Genomic DNA, 15,624 nt, shown 5'->3' on the forward strand with positions numbered 1-15,624 from the left:
TTTTCACCCCTTACAGCTGCGGTTTTTGTTTATGGAAATCAGTCGCCTGCTCAAATGCGTGGGCAGTGCGGTAAATTGTGCTTTCGTCAAAATGCCTTCCGATAATCTGCAACCCAAGCGGAAGCCCATTCGCAAAGCCGCATGGCACGGAAATACCAGGAACCCCGGCAAGGTTTACAGGAATCGTTAAAATATCGTTTGCATACATTGTCAATGGGTCGCTTGTTTTTTCACCAATTTTAAAAGCCGGAGTCGGCGTTGTCGGCCCGACGATCACATCATATTTCTGGAAGACATCTTCAAAGTCCTTCTTGATCAGTGTACGGACCTTCTGGGCCTTCTTATAATACGCATCATAATATCCGGAGCTTAATGAGAAGGTTCCGAGCATAATCCGGCGCTTCACTTCATCGCCGAAGCCTTCCGCGCGGGTCTGCTTGTACATTTCGATCAGATTAGCTGCATTGTCGGTACGGTAGCCGTAACGTACCCCGTCAAAACGCGAAAGGTTTGCGGATGCTTCCGAAGAAGAAAGCAGATAATAAGTAGCCAAGGCATACTTTGAGTGAGGCAATGAAACTTCTTCCCATGTCGCTCCCAGTTTTTCTAGTACCTTTAACGCTTCAAGGACAGAGTTTCTCGCTTCTTCGCCGACACCCTCGCCAAGGTACTCTTTAGGAACCGCGATTTTCAATCCTCTGATATCCCCTGTTAAGGAATTCACAAAACTTGGCACCTGAACATTGGCTGAAGTGGAATCCATCGGATCAATGCCCGAAATCGCTTCAAGCAGGTAAGCATTATCTTCTACTGTATTTGTGATTGGACCAATTTGATCGAGTGAAGAGGCAAACGCAATCAAACCGAAACGAGAAACCCTCCCGTAAGTAGGCTTAAGGCCGACCACACCGCAATAAGCTGCTGGCTGGCGGATGGAACCCCCTGTATCCGAACCAAGGGAAAACAAGACTTCGCCCGCTGCGACGGAAGCCGCCGACGCACCTGAAGAACCTCCGGGTACATACTCAAGGTTCCACGGGTTACGGGTAGCCTGGTAGGCTGAATTTTCATTCGAGGATCCCATCGCAAATTCATCCATATTCAGCTTGCCGACTGTGACAGTCTCAGCATCCTGAAGCTTCTGGACAACTGTTGCATCATAAATAGGGTCAAAATTTTCAAGAATCTTACTGCCGGCGGTTGTCCGAATGTTTTTCGTCACGATGTTATCCTTAACGCCGATCGGCATTCCGAATAGGTTGCCCTTCACTTCCCCTTTTGCAATCTTTTCGTCCAGCTCTTTTGCCTGTGATCTCGCTTTTTCTTCATTTAATGTCAAAAACGATTTCACCTTATCTTCCACCTGGCCGATTCGCTCGTACGATTCGTTCACAAGATCAGATACGGATAGTTCTTTCTTATGTAAAAGCTGATGAAGCTCTGATACTTTATGGTCAAACAGTGACATTATTTCCCCTCCTTAATCCAAAATAGATGGAACGCGGATTTGTCCACCCTTACTGTCAGGTGCATTTTTCAGCACTTCTTCAACCGGCAGCCCCTTTTGCGGGATATCCTCTCTCATGACATTTTTCATATCCAGAACATGAGAAGTCGGTTCAACATTTTCTGTATCCAGTTCATTCAATTGCTCGGCAAATGAAATGATTTGATCCAGCTGTTTCGTGAACATTTCTGTTTCTTCCTCAGTTATCGCCAGCCGTGCCAGATGGGCAACATGCTTAACCTGGTCCTTAGAAATACGTGACACTCTCTCCACCTCCAAAGCTTTTTTCAATTATTAAAAAAGCGGCTTAATTCCTGAACCGGTAAGCCGTCTTTGAACCCGTTTTTTCAGTTGAGAAACACAATATCAATTATACCGGAAATTGTCTAAAAACAATAATATAATCATATCAAACTTTTTCATAGTAAAGCAATAACCATAAGACTGCCCTCAGTAATAACTTTTTAAATTAACGTCGACAATTTGTTGAAATCTGCTGTTTTTTCAGGAAATACCAATAATATTGTCCGGGAAATAAGAAAAATGCTGAAGATTGTCTTTATAAAAAACCTTCCCGCATTTTCAGGGGAAGGCCGAAATTTTCCTCAATACATTTCAGATGTTGTCTTGCCCTGCATATGAAGCAAGAGATAATCCGGGCCGCCCGCCTTTGAATCTGTACCGGACATATTGAAGCCGCCAAATGGCTGGTAGCCTACAATGGCCCCTGTGCAGCCGCGGTTGAAGTAAAGGTTTCCTACATGGAAGTGTTCGCGTGCCTTCTCCATATTCATGCGGTTTTTGGTAATTACAGCTCCTGTCAGCCCATACTCTGTATTATTCGCGATTTCAATCGCTTGGTCGAAGTCCCTGGCCTTGGAAAAAGCCACGACCGGCCCGAAGATTTCTTCCTGCATGATGCGTGCGTTTGGATCAAGGTCGGCAAAAATGGTCGGCTTAATGAAGAACCCGGTGGAATCGTCCCCTGCACCGCCTGTCATCAGCCTGCCTTCCTGTTTGCCGATTTCAATGTATTCCATGATTTTCTTATACGCATTATGATCGATGACCGGACCCATGAAGTTTGATTGTTCTTCCGGGTTGCCGATGGTAAGCTCTTTTGTTAGCTCGACAGCACGGTTTAGTACTTCATCGTATACATCTTCGACGACCACTGCACGGGAGCATGCTGAACATTTTTGTCCGGAGAACCCGAAAGCAGATTTCACGATGGATTGGGCCGCGAGATCCAGGTCGGCTTCTTTATCGACAACAATCGTGTCTTTCCCTCCCATTTCAGCGATGACACGCTTCAGCCAGATTTGGCCTTCATTTACTTTTGAAGCGCGTTCGAAAATGCGTGTTCCGACATCGCGAGACCCTGTAAAGGATATAAAACGAGTGCGCGGGTGGTCAACCAAAAAATCTCCAACCTCAGCCCCGCTTCCCGGTACATAATTAAGGACGCCTTTCGGAAGCCCTGCTTCTTCCATTACTTCCACAAACTTGGCCGCAGCTACAGGAGTAGTGGAAGCCGGTTTTAATAAGATCGTATTGCCCGTTACAATTGCCGCAACAGCCGTGCCTGCCATGATGGCAAACGGGAAGTTCCATGGAGAAATGATAATGCCTACCCCAAGCGGGATATAATCATAACGGTTATATTCATTTGCCCGGCTTTGAACCGGAATCCCGTCTTTCAATTTCAACATCTGCCGTCCGTAAAATTCCAGGAAATCAATCGCCTCAGCCGTATCGGCATCTGCTTCATTCCATGGCTTGCCGGCTTCTTTTGTTAAAAGGGCTGAGAATTCATGCTTGCGGCGCCGAATGATTGCAGCGGCCTTGAATAGAACATCCGCCCGTACTTCAGGTTTTACCTTTTTCCAAATATTGAATGCATGATCAGCTGCCTTCATTGCCTGTTCCGCCAATTCGCGGTTCGCTTTGGATACGCGGCCGATCACTTCTTGTTTATTGGCAGGGTTATAGGAAACGATTTTATCTTCAGTGGAAATCCGCTCTCCTCCGATGAGTAAATCATAGTCTTGGCCCAAATATGCTTGAACTGTCTTGAGGCCTGTTAAATAATCGTTTTTGTTCGTGTCATGAGAGAAATCAGTAAATGGTTCATGCTTGTATGACTGTACCAATTAAATCCCCTCCAATGTATAACTTCAAGTGCTTTCCAATACCATTTTAACCGATATTTTCTAAGTGTTCAAACATGTAAATGTATTTCAATGATTAGGAATAGTCAGATATTTAGACGAAAAAAAACCCGCTTACTGCGGGCATTTCTCAGTTATAGATATGGACAAATGGCTCTTTTTCTCCTGCTTTTCGAACAATAAGCGCTTCTTGTCCGTTGACGGAGGTAATTGATACCTGCACGGAAATATAATCCTGGAAGTGCTGCATGACCTTCCCTGTTACATATTGGGTAAAGCCTACAGCTTCTGATTTTCCGTAGAATTGAATCGGAATATTAATATCCAGCTCTTTCAGCTGGTCATCGACATAGAAAGCGCGCCCAATCACGCCATTAAAGTTAGGGAAATATTTCTCGACGTCCTGTTTGAAACTTTCGAAGGCATTTACATCAGCACGGAATTTATTTTTTGTTTTCTCATCGGCCGGGAATAAATAATATTTTTCATTGATATCTTTCCATCTGCCAATTCGGCTGCTTCCTTCATCAACGTTTGTATAGGAGATGAAATTCCCAGGTACAACAGATGAATTTTCTTTTTGTTCAAATAGGGCGATCGTGATTGGAACAGAATCTAATTTCTCCATTTTCCTCAATCTCTGCAGTAATTCCTGGGCAATCTTCTTTCCTTCCTGTTCCATGTTTTTTACATCGGAACTATAGGTGGCCCCGTATTCTTCTTTCTGGTAATAGTGGATGGAATTAAGTGCGAGCCCGATGACAACTCCCCCAAGCGCGAGTTTGTCATCATTATTTCTTACCAGGTAATTTTGTTCAAGAATGTGCGCTAAATAAATCGGGTTCTCTTGATTCCTTTTGTCAATGTCACCTTTTCCGGGATCCAGTGGGTTGAGGCCAATATTATCTTCCGGTTTCAGGCCCTCTTCCTTTAGCTGTTCCTTTGTAAATTTACGGTTGAGCAAGAGCTGGACCGTCCGTTTATCCAAATGCTGGCCTTCCTGGTACAAATACCGGTCAGGGTCGAATTGGTCCTGGGCAATCCGCATAAGGCCGGTTTCAAACTCTTCTATATCGTACCGCGTGTTTAAATTTGAAACGACGAGCCCGCGCGCTTTTGAAGGTTCAAACTGTGGTATCGTACGATAATATTTATCCGAAATGTTATATTTCGGTATGATGACTTTCTCCTTTGAATTATCCGATTCCTGGACCACTTCTTGCTGCTTCTCGAATTGCGGGGCGCACCCGCCAAGAAGCAACGCAAGCATCAGTCCGACCAAGGAGATTTTTTTCATGGATTACACCTCTTATTTCTTTAATTCTCTGATCAGTCTCTCCTCATCCCATACTTCGATGCCAAGGTCTTGCGCTTTGGCGAGCTTTGAGCCTGCGTCTTCGCCAGCAACGACGAGATCGGTTTTCTTGGATACGCTGCCCGCAACATTTGCCCCTAATTCTTCAAGCTTTTCCTTGGCCTCATTGCGCGTCAGCTGTTCCAGCTTACCGGTAAGCACAACGGTTTTTCCTGCAAAAAACGAATTTGAATCCTCCTGGCTAACAGGTCTTGCTCCTTTATAACCCATATTTACACCAGCCGTTTCGAGCTCATTGATCAGTTCCCCTACTTCTTCGCTTTCGAAAAACGTCACAACCGAGTCAGCCATCTTTTCCCCGATTTCGTTGATGGCTGTAAGTTCTTCCAACGTAGCACTGCCTAACTTTCCCATAGTTTCGAACTGTTGGGCCAGTGTCTTGGCTGCCTTTGCGCCAACATGGCGGATTCCCAGTCCAAAGAGCAGTTTTTCCAGTGAATTGGATTTAGATGCTTCAATCGCCCGTAATAGATTGTTGACTGATTTTTCACCCATTCGCTCAAGGCCGATCAACTGTTCATAAGTCAATTTATAGATATCGGCAACATCTTTGATCAAGTGTTCGCTGAATAATTGGCTGATCACTTTTTCCCCGAGGCCGTCGATATTCATTGCGTTACGGGACACAAAATGGATGAGCCCCTCACGGATTTGTGCCGGGCACTTTGGATTAATGCAGCGGAGCGCCACTTCTTCTTCAAGCCGGACTAAATCACTGCTGCATTCCGGACAATGGGAAGGCATATGGAATTCCACTTCTTCTCCAGTCCGTCTGTCAGCTAAAACATTGACAACTTCCGGGATGATATCGCCAGCTTTTTTTACCACAACCTGGTCACCGATTTTGATATCTTTCTCCCTGATTAGATCTTCATTGTGGAGGGAAGCCCGCCCAACGGTTGTACCTGCAACCCTTACCGGATCCAAAATGGCGGTGGGCGTGACTACGCCTGTACGGCCAACGCTTAATTCAATCGCACGCAACGTTGTAATAACTTCTTCGGCGGGAAACTTGTAAGCAATGGCCCAACGAGGGCTCTTTGCTGTCGTTCCCAGCTGCAGCTGCTGCTGGAGGGAATCAACCTTAACGACAATTCCGTCAATATCATACGCAAGGTTAGGGCGTTTTTCTACCCATCCTTCCACATATGCTATCACTTCATCTATATTCGCGCATTTTTTTCGTTCTTTGTTTGTTTTAAAACCAAGCCGGTCCAGTAAATCCAGCCCCTCACTGTGAGAGGTAACCCCTGTCTCTCCAACATCCGCCATTGCATAAAGAAAAATATCCAGGTTTCTTTTTGCCGCCAATTTTGGGTCAAGCTGGCGGAGAGAGCCCGCCGCCGCATTTCGGGGATTGGCGAATGGCTCTTCGCCGCGTTCTTCTTTTGCCTTATTCAGCGCTTCAAAGGACTTTTTCGGCATGAAAGCTTCACCGCGCACCTCAATGGTAATCGGTTCTTTTGCTTTTAATGGAATGGACTTTATTGTTTTCAGGTTCTCCGTGATATCTTCCCCTATGGTCCCGTCACCCCGGGTTGCCCCTTGTGCGAAGAATCCGTCATCATACCTTAGTGTCACAGCGAGACCGTCTATTTTCAGTTCACACACATAGGAGACATCGTCGCCGACTGCCTGGCGCACCTTCCTGTCAAAATCGCGCAGGTCTGCTTCATTGAACGCATTTCCCAGGCTCAGCATCGGAGAGCGGTGCTCCACCTTTTCGAACATTTCCAATACGGCGCCTCCTACCCGCTGAGTAGGGGAATCAGACGACCGCAGCTCGGGAAATTGCTCCTCATACTCGATCAGCTCTCTCAGAAGCTTATCGTATTCAGCATCTGGTATAGACGGCGTGTCCAATACGTAATATTCGTAGCTGTATTGATTTAAGAGATTTTGCAAATCTTTTACATGCTTTTCAGCCGTTTTCAGGTCCATAAGTCCAATCCTTTCCTCCAGTGGGTGCTTACACCTTTTGAATCGGCGCAAATTTCGCAAGCAGGCGCTTGATGCCTGTCGGGCTTGGGAATGCGATATCCAATTCTTTTCCTTCGCCCTCACCCTTCACGCTGACGACTGTACCGATTCCCCACTTTTTGTGAGATGCCTTGTCGCCTACCCGCCAGCCAATCTCTTCTCCCCCAATCGAAGCACTGGCAAAACCTGTACGGCCCAAAGAAGCAGAACGTTGTTGTGCGGATTGGGACGGCCCCCGTGATGACATAAAGGAAGGCACTTTTTTCTTAGGCAAAAGGTCTTCAAGAAGGTCTTCCGGGATTTCTGTTATAAAACGGGATACCGGGTTCATATTTGTCCGCCCGAACAACGTGCGCATTTGGGCATTTGTAAGGAAGAGCTCCGTCTCTGCCCTGGTGATGCCTACGTAAGCAAGCCGGCGCTCCTCTTCCATTTCTTCTTCGTCCATTAGCGAACGGCTGTGAGGGAAAACCCCCTCCTCAAGGCCGAGCAAAAAGACGACCGGGAACTCAAGTCCCTTGGCCGAATGCAGGGTCATCAATGTCACGGTATCCTGTGATTCTTCTGTATCATCAAGCTGGTCGATATCCGCGACCAATGCAAGGTCGGTCAAAAAAGCGACCAGTGACTTATCGTCGTTTTTCTCTTCAAAGCTTTTTGTTACGGATAAAAATTCATCAATGTTTTCCAATCTGCTCTGTGACTCCAGCGTTTTTTCCGCTTCCAGCATCTCTCGGTACCCCGATTTACCGAGAACTTCTTCAACGAGCTCCGTAACCGATAAATATTCCTGCATCTGGGTGTATCCATGGATTAAGTCGCGGAACTCCCTCACCGCTTTCGAAATCTTCGGGCTTAAACCGATTTGTTCAATTTCCTGGAGTGCCTGGAACATGGACAAATCATTCATTAATGCGTAATCGGCAATCTTATCGAGAGATGTAGAGCCGACACCCCGTTTTGGTACATTAATGACACGGCGCAGAGAAATATCATCATCCGGGTTCGCGATTAAACGCAAATAAGCCAGGATATCCTTGATTTCCTTCCTGTCGTAGAACTTGATGCCCCCAACAATGCTGTACTGGATATTTGACTTAAGCAGCACTTCCTCGACTACACGTGATTGGGCATTCGTTCTGTACAGGATTGCAATATCAGAGAACTTGCGGGAGCCGTTCCCTGTCAATTCATTAATCTTCCCGGCAACAAACTGGGCCTCCCCCTGTTCATTGTCCGCCCGTAAATAATTAATCTTGTTCCCTTCCATATTTTCGGTCCAAAGATTTTTCGGCTTCCTGTTGCTGTTGTTGGCAATCACTTCGTTCGCTGCCTTCAGAATCCGTTTCGTGGAACGGTAGTTTTGCTCAAGGAAGATGACCGTGGCGTTTGGATAATCCTTCTCAAAGGATAGGATATTCGCAATGTCCGCGCCTCTCCAGCGGTAAATCGACTGGTCGGAATCACCGACGACGCACAGGTTCCTGAAGCGGGAAGCCAGCTGTTTGACAAGCATATATTGAGCACGGTTCGTATCCTGGTACTCATCCACATGGATGTATTGGAATTTGCGTTGATAGTACTCTAGCACTTCAGGCACCCTTTGGAACAACTGAATCGTTGTCATGATCAGGTCATCAAAATCAAGCGCCTGGTTTTTGCGGAGACGCTTTTCATATTCCGTGTAAACCTCGGCCACAGTCTGGTCATAATAGCCCCCAGCTGTTTTCCCGTAGTCCTCCGCTGTCATCAGCTCATTTTTCGCACTGGATATCGTCCCTAAAATAGCGCGGTAGTCAAACTTCTTTGTATCCATATTTTTGTCTTTTATAATTTGTTTAATCACCGATTGCTGGTCGGTTGTATCGAGAATCGAGAAATTGCGGCTAAAGCCGATCCTGTCAATATCCCGGCGCAATATCCGAACGCACATCGAGTGAAAAGTGGAAATCCAAATTTCTTCGGATGCCCCTCCGAGGATGTTCCGAATCCTGTCTTTCATTTCACGCGCGGCCTTATTTGTAAACGTAATCGCAAGGATATTCCATGGTGCCACCTGTTTTTCTACCATTAAGTAAGCAATGCGGTGGGTCAGCACACGTGTTTTTCCGCTTCCCGCGCCTGCCATGATTAAAAGCGGCCCTTCCGTTGCTTTCACTGCCTTCTGCTGTTGTTCATTCAAACCGTTTACCAATTTATCAGATAAGTACTGCATGAAAACACCGCCCTTTATCGAACATTTGTTTCTATTATACTATATTTATTCAAACGATTGATTAACTTTTCATAAGCCAAATAACAAGCTTTTTTTCACTAATCAAACGATTGATTAATTTTTCTATCCAATCTTGATGGCCAAAATTCTATTTTACAGGTGAAACGGTTTTCAATGCCATAGCCAAATCATCATATACAACATTTCCCACGACGATTACATCAGCAATCTGTGCCATCTCTTTCGCCTGTTCCGCAGTCCTTATTCCGCCGCCGTAAAAGAGGACAGTGCTTGACAAGTAATTCCTTGCGGTTTCCACCATACGGGGATTACCGTACATCCCGCTATATTCCATATAAAAAATCGGCAGGCGGAACATCTTTTCGGCCATCATGGCATACGCCCTTACGTCATCTGTATCTAAAACCGAATTCGCTTTGGTAAGCTTGGCAGCCTTACACTCCGGATTCAAAATGCAATAGCCCTCTACAATGATCTCGTCCCAATCCATGATTTCACCGTATTCCTTTACGGCCTGGTGATGCAGACCCATTATCCAATCCGGGTCCGTGCTGTTCAGAACCGTTGGGATGAAATACAAATCAAAGCCCGGAGTAACCGTTTCTACCGAAGAAACCTCCAGAACACAGGGAACAGAATATCTTCGCACCCGGGCCATCAAATCCAGGACATTTTCCAACGTGACCCCGTCCGAACCTCCAATGATGATGGCGTCAGTCCCTGATTCGCAAACCGACTCCAGTGCCTCATCCGTTATTTCTTTATTGGGGTCGAGCTTGAAAGCATGCTTCCACTCGCGAAAATCGTACATGATAATCCTCCATTCACACTTTCCATTACACCATTATATCATTACAGAAACCGAATATAAAAAGAGAACATAAAGTAATTCATCCCCGCCTCTAAACATTCGATGGCACATTTTTTTAGGAAAAGAAAAAAGCCGGGATCATCGAATCCACAGCCAAAAATCAACATTGGTTATTCATTTTCTTTAATTCTTTCAAGAGCCATCGTATAAGCATCATTGCCGTAATTCAAGCACCTTTTCACCCGTGAAATCGTGGCCGTGCTTGCTCCGGTTTCTGTTTCGATTTTGTGGTATGTTTTCCCCTCCTGGAGCATACGGGCCACTTCCAATCGCTGGGCAAGCGACTGAATTTCATTAACTGTGCACAAATCATCGAAAAAACGATAGCACTCTTCTATGTCTTTTAAAGACAAGATAGCTTCAAATAACTGATCAAGCTCTTTCCCTCTCAATTTATCAATTTGCATAGAATTTCTCCTCTATTTCATTTTGATTCAATTGTTACGGATTGTGATATTCCCGGTTGGCCGGGAACTATATTTACCCACGTTTTGCCAGGGACTAACCCAATCTCCACACCGCTTTTCATTGGAATGATACGGCCATTCTTGTTTTGCCATTCCACTTCATTTATTTTTCCCTTTTGAAGCAGGTAGCCTATCCCGCCTGTAGTTATATCGATGTCGCGCCTTCCGTTGTCGATCATATGGTGCGGAGCTTCGATGATGAATAGATTGTCTAGCAATATCGGGGTTTCACCCCCGTATTCCACAGTTTGTTCCCCATTGGAAAAGCGTTTATATTTTCCCAAAGCTTCATCGTATTCGTATTGCACATTAAACATCTCTGAACCATACTTGATTCTGGCGGTGGACGCCGGGTTCCCCTGCAGGCCCTCAATCCCATCTTTTGTTAAAAACATCATAGGTTCCGGCGGGCTATCGAGATCATAAGATTTTTGTGCGGCACCCTTTTCAATGTTTTCAAAAGAAATATATGAGTTATGGGGGGCTCTTCGGAACGTTTCCCTTTTAAACAGCGTTCCGTCATAAGCAATCCCATTTAAATTGTCGACATATCCCTGACTTAGCAGGGTCTTTGCTTCTGGACTGTAACCATGGGCAATATAAAGGGCGCCAAGGCCTTTTGCCAATTCAATATAGTAGTCCCTTGCACTTCGGACAGGACCTACTTTTTCCGGTTTTTCGCTCTGGAAGACAGCCAAAAACCTAGTGACTTCGGACTCGGTAAGCATTTCATAAACAACATCCGCTTTGGACAGGCCCGATTGCGGTCGGGCGTTTGGATGATTATTGACCATGACGGCAACCGACCTGCCCTTTGTTTCATTCGTACCGATTCCTGTCAATGGGTAAGTATCTGAAAACTCTTTCTCCGCTTCCGTTTTTTCTTTCTTGGCAGTTTCCGCCGGTTCACCGGACTTCGGTTTAGGCTTCGTTTCTTCTTTGCCGCTGCACCCTGCAATCAGCAAACTTGCAGCCAATATATAAGTGATTGCCTTAAACTTCATATCCGCATTCTCTTCCTGGGAAAAAGGCATCCCCTTTTCATATTTTCTTTTATATTTTAACGCATTATCGTGGGAAAGAGTACAGTTTTATTCATAACATCATACATTCCTTGCGGCGTCACCCGAATATACGGCAAATGGGTGGATGAAAAGAATAATAAACTGTACACCGGATCTGAAAACGGGTAACCCCTTTCCTGCAGGAGTCCTTTCAACTCCTTTTCTTTCCCGATCAATTTTCTGACCGGTTCATTTGTCATGACACCTTTCATTGTTAACGGGAGTTCGTATATGACTTTTCCATGCTCAGTCATGACAATCCCGCCGCCTATCTCCTTCATTCTTTTGAACGCCGTGATGATGTCTTCCCTGCGCTTGCCAATCAGGATGATATCGCCTGTGCTGGAATAGGAGCTTGCAAAGCCGCACAGTTTATTCGCAAAGCCCTTGATGATCGTGTTGATCCTCCACTTTCCGGCCGCATCAACCATCATAAAAAAGCACTCATCATGCCCAAACGATAATTCATCGTATGACACATCAGAAGTTATGGAATATGGCTTGGTAATGACATCATTGACCATTTCGATTCCAAATGGCATCGAAAATTCGAGGTCTCCGGCCCCAATATCAAAATCAAGTTTCAGCGGTTCGAAACCATAATCGCCCCACTTAATTTCCGCATATTCCTTGCTTTCCACTCCGTCCCGTTTCACCCATTTCCCTTTGGCCAACACAGAAACAGGCGTTGGATTTTTCACATCCTCCAGGAAATTGATATTGGCCACCCTGCCTGTCGCAATATTGCCATGGAGGTATTCAAAATTATAATAACGGGCTACATTTATCGTTGCCATGTTGTACGCGTCAATGACAGGAATGCCTTTTTCAATAGCCATTCTTATCATATTGTCTGTTAAGCCTTCTTCATAAAATGCAGGCGGCGAGCCGTCCGTCGTGAAGAGGAATTTATCGAAATGCTGTATGCCCAGCTCCTGAATATCATCCAGCAATTTAGGCAGATCCGGCCGGATTGAAGAATGACGGAGCGATACCGTATACCCCTGCATCAAACGGTCCATCACTTCTTTGCCCGTCATTGCTTCATGGTCGGCATCCGCCCCGAACAACATCATTTTTGCCAATGTTTTTTCCGAAGCACCCGGAAAATGCCCCTCGATTTGCTTTCTCATCCGCTTCGCTTCCTGCATCCAGTGAAGCAGCATATCATCCCCCGCCAGTAGCCTTGGCCAGCCTGTCAGCTCTCCTCCCTGCAAAACGGCATCATGTTCAAGCCATGACTTTACTTCCCCGTGAGAAAAAATCAATTCCTCATTTTGAATTTCCGACTGCGAATCAAACCGGCACCACCAATACATTGTCGCTGGAATATTGCGCAGTTCCCCCAATAAAGAAAACGCTTTCTTTTTTTCTAATTGCAAAAACAGCACCAGGTTATCATTAATCAACGTGGTAGTTCCAAAATTAGACGCATAACGGGAGAGCGTAAGGGGATTATATAATTGGAATGGATGAGAATGGGGTTCAATGTAACCTGGGACCAAATACCGGCCCGTACAATCGACAATTTCACAGCCCGCGAGATTTTCCGGAAGCTTTTCTCCGACATAAACGATTCGGTCATCATAAATCCAAATATTCGCTGTCATCCATTTTCTCAAAACCTGATTTAAATAGACAGCATCCTTTAGCATTATATCCGGCGGCCTTTTGCCGTCCAAAACATCTATATGCTCACGCAGATGCTTGTTTTTCCATCTGTACCGTTGTTCCAGCATGAACATTCCTCCACATTTCAAACAAGTATACCTTTTATCCAAACACGAACCGGCTTTTTGGCCGTAAATTTGGTTATTGCAGCAAAATCCGGTAATTGAGCGATAATACCACTAACTAAGCGGAAATTTAAAAAGTAAGCGCTTTATTTAACCAAATAAATGGTAAATACATGCATTGATTTTTCCTCTATATTAACATATTTCAAGACTTTAACACAGTAAAGTTGTAAATTTTCTGTGAAATCTTAATTTAGGAGGCTATTTTTATGAAAGGACAGCAAAACATTGGAGTAATCAATGCCCTCATAAGGATGACTTTCGGTTTTACCATAGTCGCATGGGCAACGGCGAAACTTGTGAAAAAGCCATGGAGAGATTCCTACATACTATTGGCAATGATTGGAGCAATGAAGATTGGCGAGGGGATCCTCCGGTATTGCCCATTGACAGCTGTTTATCAAAAAAGCCAGCAACAGAGCGGTGATCAAGGGAGCGGCAACAACGAAAGCAGAAATGATAACGAAAACAGCAACGAAAACGAAAATGAAAACAAAAACAAAAGCCAACAAAGCAGCCAAATACCCAATCACCGTGAAGAACGCAGGGCACGCCAGCAGTATTAACACATAGTAATAATTGAAGATAAAATATCAAATTCAACAAATCTTCAACAATTGGAAACGAATCACATTCTGCCCAAAGGTATCAATAATTTTCCGTTCAATAACTTTAAAATTGGATTAAAAAACGCTTGGATCATAAAGTCCAAGCGTTTCTATGTCAGATTGGAACTGCAGATCCCAATGATTCCCCAGTTGGAGACCTCTTTTTATCCAATCTGCAATTTGTTTTACCACGGGCCCACTTTTAAGAAAAGTCGTACTGGATCGCTTTATGTCCAATATCCTTTCTCCAGAACAATCCTGCCTGTCCAATGTGGTGCAGCTCTTTATACACATTGGCTTGTGCCGCAAGAAGGTCGGAACCTTTTGCCGCAAGTAAAAGGACGCGGCCCCCATTGGTGATATAGCTGCCGTCAGCATTCTTTGCTGTGCCTGCGTGATAGACATGCAGTTGCGGGCTGACTTCTTCCAGGCCGTTAATGACTGTGCCTTTTTCATAATCTCCCGGATATCCTTCCGCTGCGACTACCACTCCCAGAACCGGCTGCTCATCCCACTCGATTTGAAATTCCTTTCCACCAAGGACAGCCTCAAGCACATCCACAAAGTCACTTTTCAGGCGTGGCAGCACTACCTGTGTTTCCGGGTCGCCAAACCGGGCATTGAATTCGATTACCTTTGTTCCATTTTGTGTCGCAATTAGTCCTGCATATAATACACCGGTAAACGGACGGCCTTCAGCAACCAATGCTGCGGCTGCCGGTTTCAAAATCATTTCAAGCGCTTTGTCCACAATGACACCAGGAATTTGCGGTACCGGAGAATATGCACCCATTCCCCCTGTATTCGGTCCCTTATCCCCGTCATAGGCCCGTTTGTGGTCTTGGGCGATTACCATGGGATAGACCTTCTCTCCGTTTACAAAGGCCATAAAAGAAAACTCTTCACCGTCCAAAAATTCTTCTATGACCACCTTAGCTGAGGCTTCTCCAAATTTGGCATCGATCAGCATTTCGTGCAGGGCCTCCAGGGCATCTTCCATAGTCTGTGCCACCACTACACCCTTTCCTGCAGCAAGCCCATCAGCTTTAATGACGATTGGCACTCCCTTTTCTTCGATATACGCCTTCGCCTGTTCAAATTCTGTAAACGTTGCAGAAGCTGCCGTTGGAATATCGTATTTCACCATTAAGTCCTTGGCAAACGATTTACTGCCCTCAATGGCGGCTGCCCGCTTTTCTGGGCCGAACACCCGCAGTCCGGCCTTTTTAAAATCATCCGCCAATCCATTTAACAGCGGAACCTCTGCCCCTATGAAGGTTAGGGAAATATCCTGTTCTTTTGCAAATGCAATCAGACCTTCATGATTGTTTTCCTGGATGCCTACAAGATCGGCAACATCCTCCATTCCCGGATTGCCGGGAGCTGCGTACACTTTGTCCACATGTTTGCTTTCCCCAAGCTTTCGGGCAATGGCATGCTCCCTGCCTCCCCGGCCAACGACTAACACATTCATGAATTCCACCTCATCCCGATTTTGAAGCCTACACTCTAACATCTTTCTTTATTTACCCGTTTTCCCGACAATTCA

At 45.4% G+C, this 15,624-nt stretch carries 12 protein-coding genes; 1 reads left to right on the forward strand and 11 read right to left on the reverse strand.

Annotated features, from left to right (window positions below):
• Positions 1-10: 10 nt before the first annotated feature.
• From gatA to D0466_RS17020, 10 genes are all read right to left on the reverse strand, one after another.
• The gene (gene gatA, locus D0466_RS16975) at positions 11-1,468 is read right to left on the reverse strand and encodes an Asp-tRNA(Asn)/Glu-tRNA(Gln) amidotransferase subunit GatA (RefSeq protein ID WP_117323733.1); all 1,458 of its coding nucleotides are present in this window, start codon (positions 1,466-1,468) and stop codon (positions 11-13) included.
• Between the two features lie 12 nt (positions 1,469-1,480).
• Positions 1,481-1,771: an Asp-tRNA(Asn)/Glu-tRNA(Gln) amidotransferase subunit GatC gene (gatC, locus tag D0466_RS16980; RefSeq protein WP_117323734.1), complete on the reverse strand. Its 291-nt coding sequence runs from the start codon at positions 1,769-1,771 to the stop codon at positions 1,481-1,483.
• Between the two features lie 341 nt (positions 1,772-2,112).
• The gene (gene pruA, locus D0466_RS16985) at positions 2,113-3,660 is read right to left on the reverse strand and encodes an L-glutamate gamma-semialdehyde dehydrogenase (RefSeq protein ID WP_117323735.1); all 1,548 of its coding nucleotides are present in this window, start codon (positions 3,658-3,660) and stop codon (positions 2,113-2,115) included.
• A 148-nt stretch (positions 3,661-3,808) separates the two neighbouring features.
• Positions 3,809-4,975 carry a CamS family sex pheromone protein gene (locus tag D0466_RS16990; RefSeq protein WP_117323736.1) on the reverse strand — a complete coding sequence of 389 codons (1,167 nt, stop codon included), beginning with the start codon at positions 4,973-4,975 and terminating at the stop codon, positions 3,809-3,811.
• A 12-nt stretch (positions 4,976-4,987) separates the two neighbouring features.
• On the reverse strand, positions 4,988-6,994 hold the full coding sequence (ligA, locus tag D0466_RS16995) for an NAD-dependent DNA ligase LigA (protein WP_117323737.1): 2,007 nt from the start codon (positions 6,992-6,994) through the stop codon (positions 4,988-4,990).
• 28 nt (positions 6,995-7,022) lie between these two features.
• Positions 7,023-9,248: a DNA helicase PcrA gene (pcrA, locus tag D0466_RS17000; protein WP_117323738.1), complete on the reverse strand. Its 2,226-nt coding sequence runs from the start codon at positions 9,246-9,248 to the stop codon at positions 7,023-7,025.
• A gap of 148 nt (positions 9,249-9,396) precedes the next feature.
• Complete coding sequence (pcrB, locus tag D0466_RS17005; RefSeq protein ID WP_117323739.1) at positions 9,397-10,080, reverse strand: heptaprenylglyceryl phosphate synthase; 684 nt, start codon at positions 10,078-10,080, stop codon at positions 9,397-9,399.
• A gap of 170 nt (positions 10,081-10,250) precedes the next feature.
• Positions 10,251-10,547 carry a YerC/YecD family TrpR-related protein gene (locus D0466_RS17010; protein ID WP_117323740.1) on the reverse strand — a complete coding sequence of 99 codons (297 nt, stop codon included), beginning with the start codon at positions 10,545-10,547 and terminating at the stop codon, positions 10,251-10,253.
• A gap of 17 nt (positions 10,548-10,564) precedes the next feature.
• The gene (locus D0466_RS17015; protein ID WP_117323767.1) at positions 10,565-11,611 is read right to left on the reverse strand and encodes a DUF3048 domain-containing protein; all 1,047 of its coding nucleotides are present in this window, start codon (positions 11,609-11,611) and stop codon (positions 10,565-10,567) included.
• Between the two features lie 56 nt (positions 11,612-11,667).
• A complete protein-coding gene (locus tag D0466_RS17020; protein WP_117323741.1) occupies positions 11,668-13,410 on the reverse strand; it encodes an adenine deaminase C-terminal domain-containing protein in 1,743 nt (580 codons plus the stop codon).
• Positions 13,411-13,676: 266 nt separating this feature from the next.
• On the opposite strand from D0466_RS17020, the gene D0466_RS17025 reads away from it, so the two are divergent.
• Complete coding sequence (locus tag D0466_RS17025; protein WP_117323742.1) at positions 13,677-14,033, forward strand: YgaP family membrane protein; 357 nt, start codon at positions 13,677-13,679, stop codon at positions 14,031-14,033.
• A gap of 244 nt (positions 14,034-14,277) precedes the next feature.
• Here D0466_RS17025 and purD read toward each other — a convergent pair whose 3' ends face one another.
• Positions 14,278-15,549: a phosphoribosylamine--glycine ligase gene (gene purD / locus D0466_RS17030; RefSeq protein ID WP_117323743.1), complete on the reverse strand. Its 1,272-nt coding sequence runs from the start codon at positions 15,547-15,549 to the stop codon at positions 14,278-14,280.
• Positions 15,550-15,624 lie beyond the last annotated feature (75 nt).

It is taken from the genome of Peribacillus glennii, assembly GCF_003429105.1.
Taxonomy (GTDB): Bacteria; Bacillota; Bacilli; order Bacillales; family DSM-1321; genus Peribacillus; species Peribacillus glennii.

What these genes read in the sequence shown, in the direction of transcription:
- D0466_RS17015 (WP_117323767.1), bottom strand. Translation starts at nt 11,611, where the DNA reads ATGAAGTTTAAGGCAATCACTTATATATTGGCTGCAAGTTTGCTGATT.
- pcrA (WP_117323738.1), bottom strand. Translation starts at nt 9,248, where the DNA reads ATGCAGTACTTATCTGATAAATTGGTAAACGGTTTGAATGAACAACAG.
- ligA (WP_117323737.1), bottom strand. Translation starts at nt 6,994, where the DNA reads ATGGACCTGAAAACGGCTGAAAAGCATGTAAAAGATTTGCAAAATCTC.
- gatA (WP_117323733.1), bottom strand. Translation starts at nt 1,468, where the DNA reads ATGTCACTGTTTGACCATAAAGTATCAGAGCTTCATCAGCTTTTACAT.
- purD (WP_117323743.1), bottom strand. Translation starts at nt 15,549, where the DNA reads ATGAATGTGTTAGTCGTTGGCCGGGGAGGCAGGGAGCATGCCATTGCC.
- D0466_RS17020 (WP_117323741.1), bottom strand. Translation starts at nt 13,410, where the DNA reads ATGCTGGAACAACGGTACAGATGGAAAAACAAGCATCTGCGTGAGCAT.
- D0466_RS17010 (WP_117323740.1), bottom strand. Translation starts at nt 10,547, where the DNA reads ATGCAAATTGATAAATTGAGAGGGAAAGAGCTTGATCAGTTATTTGAA.
- D0466_RS17025 (WP_117323742.1), top strand. Translation starts at nt 13,677, where the DNA reads ATGAAAGGACAGCAAAACATTGGAGTAATCAATGCCCTCATAAGGATG.
- D0466_RS16990 (WP_117323736.1), bottom strand. Translation starts at nt 4,975, where the DNA reads ATGAAAAAAATCTCCTTGGTCGGACTGATGCTTGCGTTGCTTCTTGGC.
- pcrB (WP_117323739.1), bottom strand. Translation starts at nt 10,080, where the DNA reads ATGTACGATTTTCGCGAGTGGAAGCATGCTTTCAAGCTCGACCCCAAT.